Raw genomic sequence first — 21,199 nt, 5'->3', positions numbered from 1 at the left:
GCCCGCGATTGATGCCAATGCTGGATTCATGACACCAGACAACCGGGTGACCATCTCCCGTCCCGAGGACATCCTCGGCTTCATTCCGCACGCCTTGGGACTCCGGCCGAAGGAGAGCCTCGTTGCCATCACGCTGCGTGGGCAGACACTTGGCGCCACACTCCGTGTGGACCTTCCGCCCGGGAGGTCCGAACGCGTGCTTGCCGCGTACTCACGGAGGATCGGTGAGTACCTGGAAACTGACCATGACGCCGATGGCGTGCTTTTGGCATTCTTCAGCGACAACGGTTGGGATGATGGCGACGCCCTGGCACACGGCCTGCCGCTGCTGGAAGCCCTGGAACCCGTCCTGGCCCACGGTGGATTGGCATTGCGGGATGCCTGGTTCATAGGTTCCGATCACTGGCGAAGCGCATTCTGCACCGACCTGGAGTGCTGTCCCCTTCCCGGGCGTCCCGTGGACCAGATCCTGGATAGCCGGCTCAACGCGGAAATGGTGTTCAGGGGGAGCAGCGTCAGGGAATCGCCTGGGTTGTTGGAGCCCGCGGACCAGCCTGTCCTCGATCCGGAGTTCATGCGTGCGGAAGACGCCATGCTAGGGGAGTTGCTCCTGCGGTGGCGGCGCAGGAAGTCGTTCGAAGAAATGCTGGACGCGTGGACAGGGGTCCTCGATTCCTGCCGTCCGGAGGAATTCGACGGCGAGGCTGCGGCGTTCCTCCGGGCGAGCCTGAGGGTGCCTGCCTGGCGCGACGCCGTAGTGGTCCTGGCTGCTGCCGGGAAAGCTGTAGCCTGCGGAGGTGCGGAAGCCTTCGGCTTATTTGAACTTGAGGACGATGACGCGGATTCCTTGGTCATTCCGCCCGGGCTCTGTCCCGCGGCACCAACAGCGGGCACGGCACCAGTGGTCGGCAAGCCCACTGAGGCCGCGGATCTCAGCGTCATGCGCTACGGAGACGTGCTCCTGGGCCTCTACCCGGAGAATCCCGACTGGAAGCGGTTGACGAGCCTGGACCAAGTTCTGGCGGTGCTCTCCCGGCACGGCGGTGGGGAGGCGCGCGCCGCAACGCTCACGATCCGCGGGTGGATTCAGTGGTGCCGGGGGAGCGGTTCGTTCGCCCACGAACTCCTTTCGCAGGCTGACGCTGAACAACAGGGCTATCGGCTCGCCGAACTACTCGCCGAGCTGGTGACGCGCGGAACGCTCTGCGGCTGGGCCAAAAGCAAGTCGTCCGCGTGGCGGAAGTTCGGTGGGGCGGACGCATGACCCCCAGGCCCTGAGGTGGCTCCGAGGGTGTGTCATTGAGGGAATTCCGTGCGGCACGTAATTGTCTGCACGGTAGCGGATATCGACCCCCGGAACTCAAAACCGTGAGACAATGGTTGCCGAGACCCGGTTGGGTCCGTGTTTCAAGTGCCGTAAACGTCCCCTGAACTCTAGGGAACATTAAGGCGCCGTCGGGAGTTTTACCTAAAGACTCTGCAGTCGGCGATGGCACTTGATGTTGATCACGGACTTGACAGGGTCATAGTGGTGTTGCCCCCATGGTGATTCCACAGACCGCCGCTAGAAAGGTTTTCTGTGACCCCGTCTTCCGCCGAGAAGGAACCCGCCGCCCTGGCCGAACTGTCCGCCGAAGAAAAGAAGGCGGCTACAGCTGCGAAGCGTGCGGCAACGCGTGCTGCCAATGCTTCGACTGCAGGTGCAGAGAAGCCGGCACCCAAGAAGCGCGGGCCCAAGCCCGGCGCCAAGGCCGCTGCCGAAGCAGCCAACAAGTCCACCGGCGCCGACGAGGACTCCGAAGAAGCCGAGGATTTTGACGCCGTCGTTCCCGACGAAGCAGAGCTCACGGAGGAAGTCGAGGAAGGCGAAGAGGGCAAGAAGCCTGCCACGACCGGTTCCGGCTTTGTCTACTCGGATGCCGACGACGACGATGCGCCTGTCCAGCAGGTCATGTCAGCCGGCGCCACGGCCGACCCCGTCAAGGACTATCTGAAGCAGATCGGCAAGGTTGCCTTGCTGAATGCTGAGCAGGAAGTCGACCTTGCACTCCGCATTGAAGCCGGCCTGTTCGCCGAAGAGAAGATCAACGCCGACGACGGCTCCATGGACCCGAAGCTCAAGCGTGAGCTCGAGTTCATCATCCACGACGGCAAGAGGGCCAAGAACCACCTCCTCGAGGCCAACCTGCGACTTGTGGTCTCTTTGGCCAAGCGCTACACCGGCCGCGGCATGCTGTTCCTGGACCTCATCCAGGAAGGCAACCTGGGCCTGATCCGTGCAGTCGAGAAGTTCGACTACACCAAGGGCTTCAAGTTCTCCACCTACGCCACCTGGTGGATCCGCCAGGCCATTACCCGCGCCATGGCTGACCAAGCCCGGACCATCCGCATCCCGGTGCACATGGTGGAAGTCATCAACAAGCTGGCACGTGTCCAGCGCCAGATGCTTCAGGACCTTGGACGCGAACCTACGCCTGAGGAACTGGCGCTCGAACTGGACATGACTCCCGAGAAGGTTGTTGAAGTCCAGAAGTACGGCCGCGAGCCCATCTCGCTGCACACGCCGCTTGGCGAAGACGGCGATTCCGAATTCGGTGACCTCATCGAGGACTCCGAAGCGGTTGTGCCGGCGGACGCTGTGAGCTTCACACTCCTCCAGGAGCAGTTGCACTCGGTGCTCGACACCCTGTCCGAGCGTGAAGCAGGCGTCGTCGCGATGCGTTTCGGCCTTACCGATGGCCAGCCGAAGACTTTAGACGAAATCGGCAAGGTCTATGGAGTCACCCGCGAACGCATCCGTCAGATCGAATCGAAGACGATGTCCAAGCTGCGCCACCCCTCGCGGTCGCAGGTTCTGCGCGACTACCTTGACTAAAGCAACGGACACCCTGCCTTAACCGGCACGGCCCGTCAAGAAGTGGACCCCCGGATTCCCGGGGGTCCACTTCTTGCATCTAGGGGCTGTTCCGTTCGAGTGCCCGGCCAATGATGCGGGTGCCTTCCGGGAAAGCGGAGGGGTTGGGTCCTGCGTAGTTGAGCCGGATGAACTGTCCCGCCGGTTCGGCCGGGAACCATTCCGTGCCGACCGCGATCATCACCCCGTCACTCTCGCAGTCGCGTGTCAACTTTTCGAGGTCCGTCCCGTCGGGCAGGCGCGCCCAAAGGTTCAGTCCTCCCTTGGGGATGAGGCTGAGATGGGCCTGGGGGGCGTGCTCGCGCAGGCTTGAGACCAGCAGGTCGCGGCGTGACTGGAGCTGATGGCGGAGGCTGCGCAGATGCGTCTGCCAGGCCGGCTGGGTGACGACATCGAGGGCCGCAGCCTGCAGCAATCCGCTGACATACATTGACTCGGCCGCGCGGTCCGCGAGGATACGTTCGCGGGCGGGGCCGCGCGCGATGACGGCGGCGACGCGGATGGCGGGTGAAACGCTCTTCGTGAGGGATCGCAGATAGACCACGTGGCCGGAGTCGTCACGTGCTGCGAGGGGTAGCGGCGTTGACGTGATGCCGAAGTCGTGCGCCCAGTCGTCCTCGACGAGGAACGCGCCATACTCCCGCACGACGTCCAGGACTTCTTCGCCCCGACGGGTGGACCATTGCGCTCCAGTGGGGTTGGCATAGTTTGGTTGCGCATAGAACAGCCGCGCGCCCGTCTCCTCGAAGGCCCTGGCCAATTCTCCGGGATCAGGTCCATCGGCTCCGCTGGGCACCGGGACGATGCGCACTCCGGCTTGTGTCGCGGCCAGGATGGCTCCCCAGTAGCTCGGAGATTCCATGAGCAGCGGCTGCCCGTGGCCCACCAATGCGGTGAAGATGGAGCTGAGGCCGCCCTGGCTTCCCGGGAGCACGATGACGTCGCTCGGCGTTGGCGGGGTGAGTCCAGCCGGCGTCGCGGAGCCGAGTTCGTGCGCGAACCAGGACTGCAACTCGGGAAGGCCGGCCGCCGGAGGCCGGGACAAAGCGGCGTCGCCGCGGGCCACGCGGGCGAGAGCGGCCCGCACAAGCCGCTCCGGAAGGAGTTCCCGGTCCGGGTATCCGGAATGGAAGGCGATAGTGGCGTTCGAGGTGTCGCGCATCGTAGTGGAGGCTGAACGGGGAGGCGCCTGCGGTGCACGCAGTGCCGCGGTTTGCCAGCCGTAATCCGAGGGGCGTTCTGTCCGGGCGGCCCGCACGAAGGTGCCGACGCCGGGCCGGCTCTCGATCAGGCCCTGCGAAGTGAGCGTCTGCAAGGCTTTCTGAACCGTCACAGGGCTGGCCTGGTACTGGGCAACCAGTGACCGGGTGGACGGAAGCCGGGATCCCGGCGCGGCCCCGGCGATCCATTCCCGCAGTCGCATCGCAATCCTGGAACTGCTATCGTTGTTCATGAGAGACAATAGTAGCGCTACTACAATTATTCGGCCAGTGATACTGTCCCGCTCGACAACCGGCCTATGGTGGGGCCTCCTCGGAGTAGCGGCGTTCTCGTTCACTGTTCCCTTCACCCGGGTGGCGGTTGGTGGCCTGTCGCCCCTGTTCATCGGCTCCGGCCGTGCCGTCGTCGCGGCGATACTCGCGGCATTCGCCCTCACCCTCACCAGGCAGCGGCTGCCTCGAGGCAGGCAATGGGCGCGCCTGGCCGTGGTCGCCGCCGGGATTGTTGTCGGGTTCCCCTTACTCACCTCGTTCGCGCTCACGACGGCGCCGGCCAGCCACGGCGCCGTCGTCATCGCCTTGTTGCCGGCGGCAACGGCAACTGCCGCGGTGCTCCGCGGACGCGAGCATCCGCCTGTCGCCTTCTGGCTGGTCACCGCCGTAGGCGCTGGTGCGGCCATCGCATTCGCATTCGCGCAGTCCGGTGGGTTCGGGCAACTTGACTGGGCGGATGTGCTGCTCCTCGGAGCTGTCATTGCTGCGGCAATCGGCTACGCGGAAGGCGGCCTGCTCGCCCGCGAACTCGGCGCATGGCAGACCGTATCGTGGGCGCTCGTCCTGGCCTTGCCGTTGATGGCCGGACTGTCAGCGCTTTCCATGGCCCAGCAGCCGCCGTCGGCCTCACCGGTCCAATGGGCTGCTTTTGCCTACCTCGGAGTCGTCAGCATGTTCTTCGGCTTCTTCGCCTGGTACCGGGGTCTCGCCATTGGACCCATGGCCAAAGTCAGCCAGGTACAACTCATCCAGCCCGTACTGAGCATTTGCTGGGCAGGGCTGTTGCTGGGCGAATCCCTCGGCTGGACCACGATTGTCGGTGGGCTGGCCGTCATCCTTTGCGCCGGCGTCGCGGTCCGGGTCCGGCTCAATCCGCAGCGCCCGGAACAGAATCGCTGAAGACCAACAGAACAGATCGCCCTCCCATGAAAGGAAGAATAGAACCATGTACATCCCAGCGCATTTCGAGGCCGGTCCTGACGTACTCCACGACCTCCTGACACGGCCAAGTGCGGCCAATCTGGTCACCATGACGTCGCAGGGCCTGCTGGCGACCTTCCTGCCGCTCATCTACGATCCCTCGATCGGCGAATACGGCGCGCTCCACGGGCACCTCGCCCGAACCAACTCCCAATGGTCCGAGCCGGCGATCGGAGAATCACTCGTGATCATCCAGGGCGCGGACGCCTACATCTCGCCCTCCTTGTACGCATCGAAAGCAGAGCATGGGCGTGTCGTCCCGACGTGGAACTACTCCACCGCGCACGTTTACGGCAAGCTTGCCGTCCATGAGGATGCCGCGTGGCTGGGGAACCATGTCAGGCAGCTGACCAACCTCAACGAAGCCGATTCCGAGCGGCCGTGGTCCGTGGACGACGCGCCGGAGCGCTACGTCTCCGGCCAGTTGCGTGCGATCGTTGGCATCGAACTGGTCATCACCCGTATCGAGGCGAAGGCCAAACTGAGCCAGAACCGGCCCGACAAGGACATCGACGGGGTGGTGGCCGGGCTTGATGCCCAAGGGCACAAGGAGATTGCTGCCGACGTCGCCCGGGCCAGGCGGGGAAGTTAACGCAACGGCCCCCTCCATTCGGAGGGGGCCGTTGTCTCTGTGAAATTATGTCAGCCGGGCCGCCGCTGGGGCCGGCCATTTAGGCTAGTCGGCGAGGACGGGTTCCTTCTCCTGAAGGCGACCGGTCTCGTCATGCCAGTCCGAAGTCATCGGCCGCAGCGTGGCCTCTACTGCACGTGCGTGGTGGCCGCAGAAGAGCAGCTCACCGCCGGAGGACTCGAGTACAACGCGGACATATGCCTGGGCCCCGCAACGGTCGCACCGGTCGAGTGCATTGAGTGTGCGGTCTGCAACTGCTGTTGTCATGTTCGGCCTCCTTAGTAGTTCTGTGTATCCATATAACCAGCATTCGAAGCAAAACCATGGCAAGGATGGGTCACGTTCGCTGTCCGCGTATCACATGTGCGTAACACCGGGAAGTGGCGTCCAGCACGATTGGGAGTGGCAGCTCTCGTCCGGGCTCCGGGCCAGCTAGCCTAGGAGGAGTGTTTTTTGCCTCTGTTACACCCCCGAAGGAGCGCCCCGCCCGTGGCACCGAGTTCTGAATACAACGCCCGGCACCTTTCAGTTTTGGAAGGCCTGGAGGCGGTCCGCAAACGTCCGGGCATGTACATCGGCTCCACCGACTCGCGCGGCCTCATGCACTGCCTGTGGGAGATCATCGACAACTCCGTGGACGAAGCCCTGGCGGGCTTCGGGCATGACATCCAGATCATCCTGCACGCGGACAATTCGGTGGAAATCCACGACGACGGCCGCGGCATCCCGGTGGACCTGGAACCCAAGACGGGGCTCACCGGCGTCGAAGTCGTCTTCACCAAACTGCACGCTGGCGGAAAGTTCGGTGGCGGCTCCTACACGGCGTCCGGCGGTTTGCACGGCGTTGGCGCGTCCGTAGTGAACGCGCTCTCTGCCCGCCTTGACGTGCAGGTGGACCGCGGTGGCAAGACGTACCAAATGTCCTTCCGCCGGGGCGAGCCCGGCCGATTCAAGGACATCGGTTCGAAGCCCAGCCCGACGTCGGTCTTCGAACCGTTTGTCGAGAACTCGGTGCTCGACGTCGTCGGCAAGGCCAAGCGGGGTGTGACCGGTACCCGCATCCGCTACTGGGCAGACCGGCAGATCTTCACTCCGGACGCGAAGTTCTCCCTCGAGGATCTTGCGTCGCGCGCCCGCCAAACGTCATTCCTGGTTCCGGGCCTCAAGCTCACGGTGCGCGATGAGCGCCGGCTTCCCGGTACCCCCGGCGAAAACGGGCCGCACCAAGAGGTTTTCCATCACGACGGCGGCATTTCCGAATTCGTCGACTTCCTCGCCGCGGATTCGGGCGTCACTGATATTTGGCGGCTCCATGGTGCGGGCAAGTTCAAGGAAACCGTTCCGGTCCTTGACGAAAACGGGCACAGCAAAATCGCGGAAGTGGAGCGGGACTGTGAAGTGGACATCGCGCTGCGCTGGGGAATCGGCTACGAAACCACCATGCGGAGCTTCGTCAACATCATCGCCACGCCCAAGGGCGGCACGCACCAGGCAGGCTTCGAGCAGGCGCTCCTGAAGACCTTCCGCAAGGCCGTCGAAACGAACGCGCGCAGGCTCAAAGCGGGCAACGACAAGATTGAGAAGGACGACATCCTGGCCGGCCTCACGGCAGTGCTGACGGTCCGCTTGGCAGAGCCGCAATTCGAGGGCCAGACCAAGGAAATCCTGGGCACTTCGGCCGTCAAGGCGATTGTTGCCAAGGTTGTCGAGGACGAGATCACAGCGCGCCTGAACTCGGCGAACCGCAACGACAAGGCCCAGTCCGCCCTGCTGCTCGAGAAGATCGTCAGCGAAATGAAGTCCCGCATCTCGGCCCGCGTCCACAAGGAAACGCAGCGCAGGAAGAATGCGCTGGAAACGTCGTCGATGCCCACCAAGCTGGCAGATTGCCGGACGGACGACGTCGGACGTTCCGAGCTGTTCATCGTGGAAGGTGACTCCGCCCTTGGCACCGCCAAGCTGGCGCGGTCCTCGGACTTCCAAGCGCTGTTGCCGATCCGTGGCAAGATCCTCAACGTGCAGAAGGCATCGGTAGGGGACATGCTCTCCAACGCGGAGTGCGCCGCCCTCATCCAGGTAGTGGGTGCCGGTTCGGGCCGGAGCTTCGACATCGACGCCGCCCGGTACGGCAAGGTGATCCTGATGACCGACGCGGACGTCGACGGCGCGCACATCCGTACGCTGCTGCTCACGTTGTTCTTCCGCTACATGCGTCCGATGATCGACGAGGGCCGGGTATACGCGGCAGTACCGCCGCTGCACCGGGTGGAAGTCATCAACGCGGGCCAGAAAGCCAACGAGATGATCTACACCTACTCCGAGGCCGAACTGCACGTCCTGCTGGCCAGGCTCGCCAAGGAAGGCAAGCGCTACAAGGAACCGATCCAGCGCTACAAGGGCCTCGGTGAAATGGACGCAGAGCAGCTCGCCGAGACCACCATGGATCCGCGCCACCGAACCCTCCGCAAGGTGGGCATCGAGAACGCGAAGATGGCGGAAGACACGTTTGACCTGCTGATGGGATCGGACGTCGCCCCGCGCAAGGACTTCATTATCGCCGGCGCTGCGGACCTGGACCGGGAACGCATCGACGCCTGATCTGTTGTTCCCGGGTCCGGGGCCTGTCGAGGCTGAGCCCAACCCAGCTCAGCCCAGCAAACCCGGCACGATCAGCAGGCCTGTCGGCACCGCGAGCAACATGGCCGACGCCGCAAGCACCAAAGTGCGCTGGGCTGCCGGAAGCGGCGGCTTAGGTGAGAGCAGCCGGCTGACGCGCGACGCCGTCGTACGCGGTGAATCGGCGCCGCCGGTGCCGCTCAGCGAGCTGCCTTCGGGTGAAGCGTCCTGTCCGCCTTTTCCTGGAGGCGCGAATTGCTCCACGGGACCGGCGGAGCCGCTCGCCACGATCGCGATCGCTTTGATGAGCGTTCCTTTGCTCTCGGTGCGCAGTGCCACATCGTCGGCGAGCATTTCGATCAGGGAGTTGACCGCAACCTGGGCGAGCCGCGTGGTGGGGAACCAGGGCAGCGCCTGGCGCCACGCCGCGAAGGCCCACAAAAGAAGGTCGTGGCGTTGCGAAAGGTGGGCATTTTCGTGGATGAGGACGGCCCTCAGCTCGGCAGGTTCCAGGGCGGCCATCAGACCGTCGGAGAGGACGGTCACCGACCTTGCGCCGCCCGGCAAACAGTACGCAACGGGGGAGTCATGGTTGATGACCACGGTCCCGGGGCCGCCGTCGGACGGTGAGGCGAGAAGTGCGAGGAGTTCGCGGTGCCTGCGCCGCTGCCGTTCGATCTTGACGTAGGTGAGCAGCAGGGTGAACACGAGATGGGCGCTCAGCAGCGCCGCGGCGGACAAAGCGAACAAGTGCCAGAAGCCCAGTGCTGTGGTGGGCTCGTTGTGAAGCACCATGCCGGCCAAGGAGCGCACACCTGCAATGAGGTTGTCGCCGATGGGCTCAAGCCCGTAGACGAGCATGGCCCCGATCATGGAGAGGCCACCGGCGAGTGCGATGGCTTGCCAGAGGACCATGGCCATGAAGGGCGCGCGTGAAGGCCACTCGGCGCGCGAAAGGAGGACAGGAACCGGCCAGGCCAGCACCAAAGCAAGGACCGCCAGAAAATATGAGGTCCAGAACATGGGTGGTTAGTTTTTGCCGAGCAGCTTGCGCAGCGTGGCGGCTTCACTCTCGCTCACGGAACCGATGAACCGCGCCAGCACGGCTTCGCGGTCCGGGGCGGAACCCAATGCCTCATGCATGAGGTCCGCCGTGTGGTCCGCGCGGCTCGAAACAGCCTGGTAGCGGTGCGGGCGGGTGCCGCGTTCGCGCTCCACGAGGCCCTTCTTCTCGAGGCGGGACAAGACCGTCAGCACTGTGGTGACTGCGAGGTCCTTGCCCTGGTGTCCTGCAATGCCATCCGTGGCGGCGGAATCCTGCGCCAGCAGATCACGAAGTTTGTTGGCTGTCGCAGCCTCCTGGCCCGCCCAAAGGAGATCCATGACCGCCCGTTCCAGTTCGCCAAGACTTGCCATCAACGCATCCCTACTTTCCGCACTTCCCTTGCCGGTTTGCGTGGACCGGGGGAAGTGCGATGATCCAACATTCCACCATCAATCTACCGCTTTTCAGGCGGCGATTCTACGTGAGGTAGAACATGCGGCGCGGCGTGTCCTTGCGGCACTGTGACGCCGCTGGAAGAGTGGTGAGCAGATCGCAGGGGTTTGTTCTACACTGTGTAGAAGAAGTCAGTTCTACGTAACGTAGAAAAAGGACGCCGCAAGCGCGCGTCGGGACAATAAGGACAGCCATGGACGCCTTGGAAATCGCACGCTGGCAATTTGGAATCACCACGGTCTACCACTTCATGATGGTGCCCCTGACGATCGGGCTGGGGCTTGTGGTGGCCGTCATCCAGACCCTTTGGTACCGCACGGGCAAGGTTGAATACCTGCGGATGACCAAGTTCTGGGGCAAGCTCTTCCTCATCAACTTCATCATGGGTGTAGCCACGGGCATCGTGCAGGAATTCCAATTCGGCATGGCCTGGAGCGAATACAGCCGATTCGTCGGCGACGTGTTCGGTGCGCCCCTGGCCCTGGAAGCGCTTCTCGCGTTCTTCGTGGAATCGACCTTCCTGGGACTCTGGATCTTCGGCTGGAAACAACTCAAGCGCGGCGTCCACCTCGCTTGCCTCTGGATCGCTGTGATCGGCTCGGTCTTCTCGGCCTACTTCATCATCGTGGCCAACTCCTGGATGCAGCACCCCGTCGGCGTCACGATGGTCAACGGGCGTCCCGTCATGACCGACGCCTGGGCAGTCTTCACCAACAACACGGCCATGGTGGCGGTACCCCACACGCTCTTCGGGGCGCTGGCCGTCGCCGGTGCCTTCCTTCTGGGCATCGCCTGGTACCACCTCTGGCGCCGCCGCCACGATGGCATTGACACCATCGGAGCCGACGGCCGGGCCATCGCGGGCGAAGCCGACATCCCCGGACGGGACAAAGCCGATTACAAAGTCTGGATCAACTCCCTGCGGATCGGCGCCGTCGTCGCCATGATCTCCTTCGCAGGCACAGCCTTCACAGGCGATTTGCAAGGCAAGCTGATGTTCGAACAACAGCCCATGAAGATGGCCGCGGCCGAGGCCGCCTGCCACGACGGCACCGGATTCTCCGTGCTGAGCGTCGGCAACCTCGGGTCCAAGAGCTGCAACGACATCGTGGCCGTGATCGAGGTCCCCGGCATCCTCTCCTTCCTGGCCAAGGGCGATTTCAACACGGAAGTGAAGGGCGTCAACAGCCTCCTAGACGAATACAAGGCCAAGTACGGCACCCACCTGCCGAACAATCCCCTGTACGGCGACCGGGCGGGCCAGGAAATCCAGTACGTACCGGTCATGGAAGTCACCTACTGGGGCTTCCGCATGATGATCGGCTTCGGCGGGATCGCTGCCTTTGCCGCATTGCTGGCCTTGTGGGTCACGCGCAAGGGCACCGTCCCGCAAGCCCGCTGGATCATGCGCCTCGCCGTCTTCGGCATCCTCGCCCCCTTCGGCGCCAACGCCGCCGGCTGGATCTTCACCGAAATGGGCCGGCAGCCGTTCGTCGTCGCGCCCAATCCGGACGCCAGCGGCGTCGACCAAGTGTTCATGTTCACGGCCGCGGCCGTCTCACCAGGCGTCTCCGCCGCCGAGCTCATCACCTCGCTCGTCGTGTTGGCCTCCATCTACGCGGTCCTGCTGGTGGTCGAAGTCCGGCTCCTGGTCAAATACGCCCGGGGTGGCGTGGTGTCCGCGATGCCTGAGCTCGCCGAAGCCCGCCACGGCGAGAAGAAACAAAAGAAGGACGACGACGGCGGGACGCCGGGTGCCCCGGGCCAGCCCGGTGACAGCGACGACGTCCTGGCATTTGCCTACTAGGAAGCAAAGGGATCTTTCGAATGGAACTGTTGCCTACCGTCTGGTTCGTGGCCATCGCCGTGCTGTGGACGGGTTACCTCTTCCTGGAGGGCTTCGACCTCGGCGTCGGAATGCTCATGAAGCTCTTCGCCCGGAACAACACCGACCGCCGGGTACTGCTGAACACCGTCGGCCCGGTGTGGGACGGGAACGAAGTGTGGCTGCTGACCGCGGCCGGTGCCACCTTCGCCGCCTTCCCGCTGTGGTACGCCTCGCTGTTTTCGGCGCTCTACCTGCCGCTGCTCATTGTCCTTGTGGCCCTGATCTTCCGGGCTGTGGCCTTCGAGTACCGGGGCAAAGTGGACAGCGCCGGCTGGAGGACCGTCTGGGACTGGGCCATAGCCTTGGGCTCGTTCACGGCCGCGTTCGGCATCGGCGCCGCGCTGGCGTTGACCACCACCGGGCTGCCGATTGACTCGAATGGCGACCGCCAGGGCGGCCCTTTTGCCTGGTTCAGCGGATACGCCGTGCTGGGCGGATTCGCCGTGGTCGCGTTCGCCCTGGTGCACGCCCTCGCGTTCCTGGCCCTGAAGACCGACGGCGAAGTGCGCCACCGCGCGCGCCGCTGGTTTGTGCGGCTCGCCCCGCTCGCCTTGCTGCCGCTGCTGGCATGGATGGTGTCCCTGCAGCTGCTCAGCGGCAAGCCGTTGACGTGGATCCTCGTGATCCTCGGAGTCCTGGCTGCCGCGGGAGCCTGGGTCCTCGCCCGCAAGGGAGCTGAGGGCAAGGCCTTCGGAGCCCTGGGTGCGTTCCTCGTGTGCGCCACCGCTTCCATCTTCGGTGCGGCGTTCCCCGTGGTCATTCCCTCCACCTTGAACCCCGCCTTCAACCTCACCATTTCCAACGCATCGTCGTCCGCCTACACCCTGGGGCTCATGAGCATCGTGGCTGCCGTCGGCTTGCCCCTGGTCATCGCCTACCAGGCGTGGACCTACTGGGTGTTCCGCCGCCGCGTGAGCGCAGCACATATTCCCGCCGCACACGGGTTCCTGCCGGCCATCGCCGCAAAGGTCCTGGTCGGCCAGTCGGCACCGGGCGGACCAGCTGCAAAACGCGCACCCCGCGACGCCGGCGAGTAACGGATGAAGCCCCAGCTGCCCGCCGGACCTGCCACCCGATCCGCTTTGTACCTCCTTGGCCTGTTGTCCTCGCTCAAGGCTTTGTCCCTGGTCCTGATTGCACAGGCCATCGCGGGAATGTTATCGGGACTTGCAGCGGGCGGCATGGGGTGGCGCGAAGGACTCGTCTGGGGTGCCGCCGGCGCGGTCCTGCGGTCGCTGACGGTCTGGGGACAAGGAGTCGCGGCGCGCCGGGCGGCCCTTGGGGTCAAGGAAGAGCTGAGGTCCAGGCTGCTGGGGCGCGCCCTCGGCGCCGGGGCCGCGGGACGGGTCGGCGACGTGAACGACGGCGGGCTCGCCGTGCTCGCGACCCGCGGACTTGACGCACTGGACAACTACTACACCCAGTTCCTGCCCGCCGTGGTCAATTGTGCAGCGTTGCCTCTGCTCCTCGGCGCGCGGATCCTCTTCGCGGATTGGGTCAGCGCCGTGGTTGTGGTGCTGACCCTGCCGCTGGTCCCGCTGTTCATGGTGCTGATCGGCCGCCACACGGAGGACAGGGTCCACGAAGCCCAATCCACGCTGCGGAGGCTCTCGGGACACATCCTGGAGTTGGCCAAGGGACTTCCCGTGCTGGTGGGACTGGGCCGCGCGGGCGAACAGCGCGCAGCCCTCGAGGACCTCTCCGAGGAATACCGCTCGCGCACCATGGGAACACTGCGGACTGCTTTCATGTCTGCCCTCGCCCTGGAGCTGATAGCCACCATCTCCGTCGCCGTCGTCGCCGTCTTCATCGGAGTGCGACTCGTGGCGGGCGACATGGGCCTGGAGGCAGGCCTGCTGGCCCTCATCCTCGCGCCCGATTGCTATCTTCCCCTGCGCGAGCTGGGCACAGCCCACCACGCCAGCGACGACGGGCGTGAGGCTTTGGCCGCAGCCAACGCCGTGCTGGAGTCGCCGGAGGGCCGTCCGCTGAATGGATCTTCCGGCACCGAAGTTTCCGGCGGCGTCGCGGTCACCGGACTGACGGTGAGGTACACCGGAAGGGTGGTTGCCGCCGTCGGGCCAATCGACTTCAAGGCACCAGCCGGACAGATCACCGCCCTTGACGGCCGCAGCGGTTCGGGCAAGAGCACCATCCTGGGTGTCCTGGCCGGTACGATCGGCGACGGGCCGCTGGCAACCGTTGAAGGTTCGATTAGCGGACTGGGTGCCGGCGCGGTGGCCTGGGTGCCGCAGCATCCCGTCATGGTCGCCGGTACGGTGCTGGACGAGGTCGTCCTTTACCTGACCGGTGGGAACCAGGACGTTGCGTCCATGGACCTTGCGTCGATGGACCCCGGGACCACGCCGGACGGGGACATTGCGAGGGCCATGCGTTGCCTGGAGCAGTCTGCCGCGGAGCACCTCGCGTCCAAACATCCTGCCGAGTTGAGCCCTGGAGAACTGCGGCGTGTGGCTGTGGCGCGCGGCTTGGCGCGGCTCAACGCGGGAGCCACGGTCCTGCTGCTTGACGAACCCACCGCCCACCTTGACGTCGCGTCCGCGGACGCGATCCGTTCGGCCATCGCGGGGCTGCGTGGTGCGGCGACTGTCATCCTGGTGGCCCACGACGCCGCGACCCGGAAACTGGCGGACAACGTCGTGAAGGTCGACGTCGGGGAGTTCACCAGCGGGACAGCGCAGGAGCAAGCCGGTCCCGTGGGCCTGGAATCCAGTGCATCAGCGCCCGCTCCGGTCCAGCGGGACGTGAACCCCGGAGCCAAACCGGACGGAGCCCCCACGGCAATCTCCACGCTCAAGGCCCTCGCGCGCATCCTGGCGCCCGTCCGTTACAAGTTCGCCGGTGCCGTCCTGCTCGCGGCGCTCGCCGCCTTGTTTGCCGTGGCGTTGTCCGGGCTGTCCGGCTGGCTGATCATCCGTGCCAGCGAACAACCGCCCATCCTGTACTTGCTCGGAGCCATCGTGGGCGTCCGGTTCTTCGGCATTGGCCGGGCGGTGCTGCGTTACTCCGAGCGGCTCGTTGTCCACGACACCGTGTTCGCCGCGATGACAAGGCTCCGGGGCGCGCTCTGGGCGGCGCTTAGCGCCCGGGCACTGTCCTTGCGCCGCCTCCTGCAGGGCGGCAATGTGCTCGGAGCGGTGGTGGACGACGTCGATACGCTGCGCGACGTGCTGCCGCGCGTCGTCCTTCCACCCCTCTCCGCCCTTGCCGTCGCAGTGTCGGCGGTGGTCGCCTCGGCCCTCCTGGTTCCCGCCACCGTGCCGGCGGTTCTCGGCAGCGCCGTGGTTGGCCTTGTGCTGGCTCCTCTTCTTGCCTTGGCGGCGGACCGCAACGCGGCCCGTTCGGAGCAGCAACTGCGCTCACTCGTGCTGCGCGACGTTGCCGCAGCCCTCGACGCCCGCGCGGAGCTTAGCGCCAACGGCGTGGCCGGCACAATCCTTTCGTCCTTGACCCGGAGGGACAACGCGGCCACCGCCGCCGCACAGCGTTCGGCCTGGGCTGACGGCATAGGCCAGGGATTGACGGTGCTGGCCTGCACCCTCGGAGCCTTGGCTGCGGGCATTCTCGCGGCACCGTCGGTGCAATCCGGAACTGTCGCGCCGGCCGTGCTGGCCGTCGTCGTCCTTGTTCAGCTGGCCCTCGCGGAGCCCTACGGGGCGGCGGTGTCTGCCGTGCGGCAGGGTCCGGCGTTGGCCGCAGTGCTGCGGCGGATCGCGCAGTCCGGAGCCTTCGATACGCCGGAAGCCGACGGCGGTGTGCAGACGTTGCCGGAGCGACCCGACGGCTCTGCGGGACTGCAGCTGGATGACCTCGAAGCGTCATGGCCAGGCGGCCCGCCCGTGTTCAGCCGGCTCGGCGCCGAAGCTGCCCCCGGGCATTGGCTCGCGGTCACGGGACCCTCCGGCTCGGGGAAATCCACGCTGCTCTCCGTCCTGCTTGGCTTCCTGCCCGCGTCATCCGGAAGGGCCTACGTCAGCGGGAAGGCTGCTTGGTGCCCCCAGGAAGCCCACCTCTTCGACTCCACTATCCGCGGCAATCTGCTGCTCGCCCGCCCGGCAAACCGCAAGCCCTCCGAAGCGGACATGGATAAGGCCCTGGACGCCGTCGGGCTTTCCCGAGTGGTGTCCGGGCTTCCCGGGGGCCTTGACAGCCGCATAGGCCCCTCGGGTTCGTTCCTGAGCGGCGGTGAACGCCAACGGCTCGCCATGGCCCGCACGCTCCTCACCAGCGCAGAAGTCCTGCTCCTCGACGAGCCGACCGCCCATCTCGACGCCGAGGCCGGACGCCTCATGATGGCGGAGCTGCGGTTCGGGCTGAAGGACGTCACCGTGGTCCTGGTGACCCACAACCGGGCCGACATCGCCGAGGGAGACTCCCGGCTGGATCTGGGCTCGCCGTCGGCGATTCCGGCGCTCCCGGTGCTCGTGCCTGGAAACTAGCCCAGAAGCCGTCCGAAGATCGAGTCCACCGACTCGACGATATTGTCCACGAGCTTCCTTGCGTCGTCCTCCCGGATGAGCGGCGTCGATTGGCCGGCCCACAGGGACATCAGGCCCGGGATTCCCTGTGCAGCCGCGGCGGGCCGGAACTTGCCGGTCAGCCAGTTATGGATCGGGAACGGGGCATGCGCAGAAGGATCCGCGAGTTCCGCGATGATCCGGTTGGGAATTCCGCGTGCCAAGCGGCCGCTGAGGGCCCGCGTCAGGACGGTGTGGGCGGCGTCGGGTCCGCGCATGGCGGCCAGGTGCGCCGGACTGATGGCTGATTGCCGCGTGGCCAGGAAGGCCGAACCGATCTGGACCCCGTCCGCGCCAAGCGCCAAGGCGGCAGCGACTCCACGGCCATCAGAGATACCGCCTGCGGCGATGACCGGAACCGTGACGGCATCCACCACCTGGGGCACCAGGGCCATGGTCCCGACGAGCGAGTCCTCCGGGGCGCGCAGGAAGGAAACCCGGTGTCCGCCGGCCTCCATCCCCGTGGCAACGATGGCGTCAACGCCGCCGGTATCCAAGGCCACGGCTTCGTCAACCGTGGTCGCAGTCCCCACCACCACGATTCCGTTCCGGTGGGCCTGCTCGATGACAGCCCCGGACGGAACACCGAACACGAAGCTAAGTACGGCTGGTTGGGCATCGAGGGCCGCCTGGATCTGTTCCTGCAGATCGGGCAGGTAGGTGTCCGGTTGCGTAGGTGGTTCCACGCCCACTAGCTCGAAATACGGCCGGAGGATGTCCACGTAGGCGGCGAACTGCCGGGCATCCGGGGTTGGCGGCTCTTCGCCCTCGATGGGGAGCCAAAGATTCAGTGCGAAAGCCTTCCTTGTGGCTTCCCTGAGTTCGCGGGCCGTGGTGGCAATCCGCTCCGCATCGTATCCATAGAGGCCGTACGAACCGAGCCCACCGGCCTCGCTGACTGTGGCCGACAGTTCCACCGATGACAAGCCACCGAACGGACCGAGGACGATGGGGAGGTCAATATTGAAGAGGCGGCTAGCCCGTGTGTCTTTCCACGACATCGGAGCGCCTAGCCGTCCACGTCGTGCAGGTGATGGACGACGTCGTGCAGGAAGTACTGGGCAAACGTCAGCACAGTGAACGTGGATCCGTTGCTGCGGACCCCCGTGCGGGGCCACTCATCTTCGTGGACAGCGGCGAAGGAGTTGGCAATTTGTGTGCCCTCGGCGGCCAGCTGCGCAGCCACTTCCGCAGGATCCGCATTGGCGTAGTCGCCGTCGATCGCGGCCTTGTCCTGGTCCCAATTGGCGAAGTGGGCGTCGTCCTCCCGCAGCATCAGGTTCAGGCGCTGGTCGAAAAGGCTGAAGACATCCCGCACGTGGCAGGCATACTCCAACGGCGACCACGTGTGCTCGTCAGGACGGGTGGAGGCGTCTTCCCGGCGCAGAACGGACCGCCAACGCGGCAGCATGTTCAGGACTGTCCCCGGGACGGTGGACGGGGTCACAGTGGCGGCGTCGAAGCCGCATTCGGGACAGGGCGTGGACAGGACCCAGGTCCAGTCCTTGTCATCGGGAATGATCGGCATGGCAGTAGTCTAGGGCCCGGATTCCTGATCCGGTCACACTACCGGCGAGAGGCCCATCCCCGGTCTGATCGGCCCGATCAGGAGTAAGGTTATGAGCTGGGGAAGCCTGGAAAGTGAAATTGCCATGCTAAAGGATCTAAACGTCGCCGGCGTGCTCCCTGCCAGCGATCTCGCCCGCGCCCGCGACTTCTACCGCGACAAACTCGGTCTCGAACCGGACAACCCTGAGGCCGCAGACAACCTGATGTACAAGTGCGCCAACGGCACCGCCTTCCTGCTCTACGAGACACCCAACGCCGGAACCGCCAAGAACACGCAGCTGGGGTTCCAAAGCACCGACCTGGACCAGGACATGGCCGATCTCAGGGCCCGCGGAGTCGTTTTCGAAGAGTACGACTTCCCGGGCCTGAAGACCGAAAACGGCGTAGCCACCTTGCCGGACGGCGAAAGGGGAGCCTGGTTCCTCGACTCGGAAGGAAACATCCTCAGTATCGCCACGATGTAGCCAGGGCATCTGAGAATCAGTCAACGGCGGCTTCCGGTCAATTTTCCTCGGCGCTTCCTTCTTCCCACGCCATGCTCGCACCAATGGCATCCACGGGCTGGGAGAGGGGAACGCCGGAGCCGTCACGGCGGCCGTGCTCTTGTGGCAGTGCACGGGCAACGCCGGCGCTGGATGATGCCTTCGCCGGACCGTGACCTGCCCACCCGAGCAGCAGCGTGTCTTCACCCTTGAGGAAACGGTGGGCCCGGACACCTCCCGTCGCCCGGCCCTTGGCCGGGTACTCCTCGAACGGGGTGATCTTCGCCGTGCCCGGAGCAGTTCCCGGCAGCGCGCCGTTGCTGCCCGCGATCGTCACGACGACGGCGGCAGGGTCGTTGGTGAGCACCGTGCCGAAGTGGATGACTTCGTCTCCGTCCCCAAGCTTGATGCCCGCCATGCCGCCCGCGGTACGGCCCTGCGGCCGAACGGCAGAGGCGCTGAAACGCAGGAGCTGCGCAAGCCGGGTCACGAAGACGAGGTCGACGTCGTCGTCAGGGGCGGGTTCCACGCCCACCACGGTGTCCTTGTCCTTGAGGGCAATGATTTCCCAGTCCTCGCGGTTCAACGGGTAGTCAGGTTGGACGCGCTTGACCACGCCCTGGACCGTTCCGATGGCCAACACGGCATCCAGCGGCACGAACGCAACCAGCGATTCACCCTTGAGCAGGGTGATGAAGTCTTTTGCGGCGACGCCCCCGGCAAGATTTGGCAGGCCGGACATGGGCGGCAGCGCCGGCATGTCCATGACCTGTACCCGCAGCATGCGGCCCTGTGAGGTGACCGCGGCGATCTCCCCGCGCGCGGTGGTCTTGACCACGGAGCGGTAGACATCATGCTTGCTCCGCGGGCCGGATTCGGCGAGGGGCTCCTGGTTGGAGGTCCGCGCGATCTGGCCGGAGGCGCTGAGGAGTGCCCAGCAGGGGTCATCGGGGATCTCAAGCGGGAGTGCGGCGGCCTTGCCCTTGCCTGCCGGGACTGCTGCTGCGAGCGACGCGGCGACGGTGGGGGAGACGGCCTCGGACTCGAGGAGTACGGTGCGACGCGGGGTGCCGTACTTCTCGGCCACTTCGGCCAATTCTCCGGACACCAGCCCGCGCAGGAGCGCGTCGGACGCCAGGATCGACTCGAGTTCGGCGATCTCCCGGCGCAGTTCGTCCTGCTCCTTCTCGAGTTCGATGCGCGAGTACTTGGTCAGCTGGCGCAGGCGGAGTTCAAGGATGTAGTTGGCCTGGATCTCGGACAGGTCGTAGATGGACATCAGCCGTTCGCGGGCTGCTGATGCCTCGTCCGAGGAGCGGATGATCTGGATGACCTCGTCGATGTCCACAATCGCTATCAACAGGCCCTCCACCAGGTGGAGGCGGTCCTTCTTCTTTCCCAGGCGGAAGGCCGTGCGACGGCGTACGACCGATATGCGGTGGCCGACGTAGACCTGCAGGAGCTGGAGCAAGCCCAAAGTCTGCGGCTGCCCATCCACCAGGGTCACATTGTTGATGCCGAAGGAGTCTTCCATCGGGGTGAAGCGGTAGAGCTGCTGCAGCACGGCGTTGGGGTTGAAGCCGTTCTTGATCTCGATCACGAGCCGTAGTCCGTGCTTGCGGTCAGTGAGGTCCATGACATCGCTGATGCCTGTCAGCTTTTTGGCGTTGACGGCATCCTTGATCTTCTCGATGACCTTCTCCGGACCCACCATGTAGGGGAGTTCGGTCACCACCAGGCCGGTGCGGCGCGCGGTTAGCTGCTCGATCTCCACCTTGGCGCGGGTCTTGAACGAACCGCGTCCCGTGGCATAGGCATCACGGATGCCGTCCAGACCAACGATCCTGCCGCCTGTGGGCAGGTCAGGGCCGGGCACGAAGCGCATGACGTCTTCCAGCGTGGCGTCCGGATTGGCGATGAGGTGCCGGGCAGCCGCGATGACTTCCACGAGGTTGTGGGGAGCCATGTTGGTGGCCATGCCGACTGCAATGCCCGTGGTGCCGTTGACGAGCAAATTAGGGAAGGCCGAGGGCAGGACGTCCGGCTGGGTCAGCTGGTTGTCGTAATTGGGGACGAAGTCCACCACGTCCTCGTCGAGGTTCTCGGTCATCGTCATCGCAGCCGCGGCGAGCCGGGCTTCCGTGTAACGCGGTGCTGCCGGGCCGTCGTCGAGCGAACCGAAGTTGCCGTGCCCGTCAATCAGGGGCAGGCGCAGCGAGAAGTCTTGTGCCATGCGCACCATGGCGTCATAGATGGCGGTATCACCGTGCGGGTGCAGCTTTCCCATGACTTCGCCCACCACGCGGGCGCTCTTCACATGCCCGCGGTCCGGACGCAGGCCCATGTCGCTCATCATGTACAGGATGCGTCGCTGGACGGGTTTGAGGCCGTCGCGCGCATCGGGGAGAGCGCGGGAATAGATCACCGAATACGCGTACTCCAGGAAGGAGCCTTCCATCTCGGAAGTGACGTCGATATCGATGATGTTCTCGGTGAAGTCCCCGTCGACGGCGGCCGAGGCCGCGTTTGCGCGGGAGGGACTTTGGCTGCGTGCCATGGAGTCGGTGGATCCTTAAACGTGTACTGCGG

At 65.2% G+C, this 21,199-nt stretch carries 16 protein-coding genes; 9 read left to right on the top strand and 7 right to left on the bottom strand.

The window, feature by feature from the left end; genetic code table 11:
* Positions 1-28 precede the first annotated feature (28 nt).
* A complete protein-coding gene (locus AC4CS3_RS19355) occupies positions 29-1,264 on the top strand; it encodes a DUF4192 domain-containing protein (RefSeq protein WP_490784781.1) in 1,236 nt (411 codons plus the stop codon).
* 315 nt (positions 1,265-1,579) lie between these two features.
* Positions 1,580-2,875, top strand: a complete 1,296-nt coding sequence (locus tag AC4CS3_RS19350; protein ID WP_490784780.1) for an RNA polymerase sigma factor — start codon at positions 1,580-1,582, stop codon at positions 2,873-2,875.
* 79 nt (positions 2,876-2,954) lie between these two features.
* Here the strand turns inward: AC4CS3_RS19350 and AC4CS3_RS19345 are convergent, their stop codons facing one another.
* On the bottom strand, positions 2,955-4,367 hold the full coding sequence (locus tag AC4CS3_RS19345) for an aminotransferase-like domain-containing protein (protein WP_490784779.1): 1,413 nt from the start codon (positions 4,365-4,367) through the stop codon (positions 2,955-2,957).
* Between AC4CS3_RS19345 and AC4CS3_RS19340 the strand changes: the two genes are divergently transcribed.
* Positions 4,366-5,307: a DMT family transporter gene (locus tag AC4CS3_RS19340; protein ID WP_490784778.1), complete on the top strand. Its 942-nt coding sequence runs from the start codon at positions 4,366-4,368 to the stop codon at positions 5,305-5,307. The two genes, AC4CS3_RS19345 and AC4CS3_RS19340, sit on opposite strands and share 2 nt — an antisense overlap.
* A 46-nt stretch (positions 5,308-5,353) precedes the next feature.
* Positions 5,354-5,980 carry an FMN-binding negative transcriptional regulator gene (locus tag AC4CS3_RS19335; RefSeq protein WP_490784777.1) on the top strand — a complete coding sequence of 209 codons (627 nt, stop codon included), beginning with the start codon at positions 5,354-5,356 and terminating at the stop codon, positions 5,978-5,980.
* Between the two features lie 84 nt (positions 5,981-6,064).
* Here AC4CS3_RS19335 and AC4CS3_RS19330 read toward each other — a convergent pair whose 3' ends face one another.
* Entirely contained in the window at positions 6,065-6,286 is a 222-nt protein-coding gene (locus tag AC4CS3_RS19330; RefSeq protein WP_078105523.1) for a DUF7455 domain-containing protein, read from the bottom strand.
* 222 nt (positions 6,287-6,508) lie between these two features.
* Here AC4CS3_RS19330 and AC4CS3_RS19325 point away from each other — a divergent pair, with 222 nt between their 5' ends.
* The gene (locus AC4CS3_RS19325; protein WP_490784776.1) at positions 6,509-8,617 is read left to right on the top strand and encodes a DNA gyrase/topoisomerase IV subunit B; all 2,109 of its coding nucleotides are present in this window, start codon (positions 6,509-6,511) and stop codon (positions 8,615-8,617) included.
* 48 nt (positions 8,618-8,665) lie between these two features.
* Here the strand turns inward: AC4CS3_RS19325 and AC4CS3_RS19320 are convergent, their stop codons facing one another.
* Complete coding sequence (locus tag AC4CS3_RS19320; RefSeq protein WP_490784775.1) at positions 8,666-9,658, bottom strand: M56 family metallopeptidase; 993 nt, start codon at positions 9,656-9,658, stop codon at positions 8,666-8,668.
* Positions 9,659-9,664: 6 nt separating this feature from the next.
* Complete coding sequence (locus tag AC4CS3_RS19315; protein ID WP_078105520.1) at positions 9,665-10,051, bottom strand: BlaI/MecI/CopY family transcriptional regulator; 387 nt, start codon at positions 10,049-10,051, stop codon at positions 9,665-9,667.
* Between the two features lie 275 nt (positions 10,052-10,326).
* Between AC4CS3_RS19315 and AC4CS3_RS19310 the strand changes: the two genes are divergently transcribed.
* From AC4CS3_RS19310 to cydD, 3 genes are read left to right on the top strand one after another with little or no spacing between them, the layout of a single operon-like run.
* Positions 10,327-11,940 (top strand): cytochrome ubiquinol oxidase subunit I, encoded by a 1,614-nt coding sequence (locus AC4CS3_RS19310; protein ID WP_490784774.1) that lies wholly within the window; start codon positions 10,327-10,329, stop codon positions 11,938-11,940.
* A gap of 20 nt (positions 11,941-11,960) precedes the next feature.
* Positions 11,961-13,058, top strand: a complete 1,098-nt coding sequence (gene cydB, locus AC4CS3_RS19305; RefSeq protein WP_490784773.1) for a cytochrome d ubiquinol oxidase subunit II — start codon at positions 11,961-11,963, stop codon at positions 13,056-13,058.
* Between the two features lie 3 nt (positions 13,059-13,061).
* Positions 13,062-16,481 carry a thiol reductant ABC exporter subunit CydD gene (gene cydD / locus AC4CS3_RS19300; protein WP_490784772.1) on the top strand — a complete coding sequence of 1,140 codons (3,420 nt, stop codon included), beginning with the start codon at positions 13,062-13,064 and terminating at the stop codon, positions 16,479-16,481.
* Here the strand turns inward: cydD and AC4CS3_RS19295 are convergent.
* Both AC4CS3_RS19295 and AC4CS3_RS19290 read right to left on the bottom strand, forming a co-directional pair.
* Positions 16,478-17,560, bottom strand: a complete 1,083-nt coding sequence (locus AC4CS3_RS19295) for an NAD(P)H-dependent flavin oxidoreductase (RefSeq protein WP_490784771.1) — start codon at positions 17,558-17,560, stop codon at positions 16,478-16,480. The genes cydD and AC4CS3_RS19295 overlap by 4 nt on opposite strands.
* An 8-nt stretch (positions 17,561-17,568) precedes the next feature.
* A complete protein-coding gene (locus tag AC4CS3_RS19290) occupies positions 17,569-18,087 on the bottom strand; it encodes a DinB family protein (protein WP_490784770.1) in 519 nt (172 codons plus the stop codon).
* A 124-nt stretch (positions 18,088-18,211) separates the two neighbouring features.
* Here AC4CS3_RS19290 and AC4CS3_RS19285 point away from each other — a divergent pair, with 124 nt between their 5' ends.
* Positions 18,212-18,592, top strand: a complete 381-nt coding sequence (locus tag AC4CS3_RS19285; RefSeq protein ID WP_490784785.1) for a VOC family protein — start codon at positions 18,212-18,214, stop codon at positions 18,590-18,592.
* Positions 18,593-18,629: 37 nt separating this feature from the next.
* Here the strand turns inward: AC4CS3_RS19285 and AC4CS3_RS19280 are convergent, their stop codons facing one another.
* On the bottom strand, positions 18,630-21,167 hold the full coding sequence (locus tag AC4CS3_RS19280; protein WP_490784769.1) for a DNA gyrase/topoisomerase IV subunit A: 2,538 nt from the start codon (positions 21,165-21,167) through the stop codon (positions 18,630-18,632).
* Between the last annotated feature and the right edge of the window lie 32 nt (positions 21,168-21,199).

The organism is Arthrobacter sp. SE2, from assembly GCF_058244265.1.
This window is presented reverse-complemented; position numbering and strand designations above follow the sequence as displayed.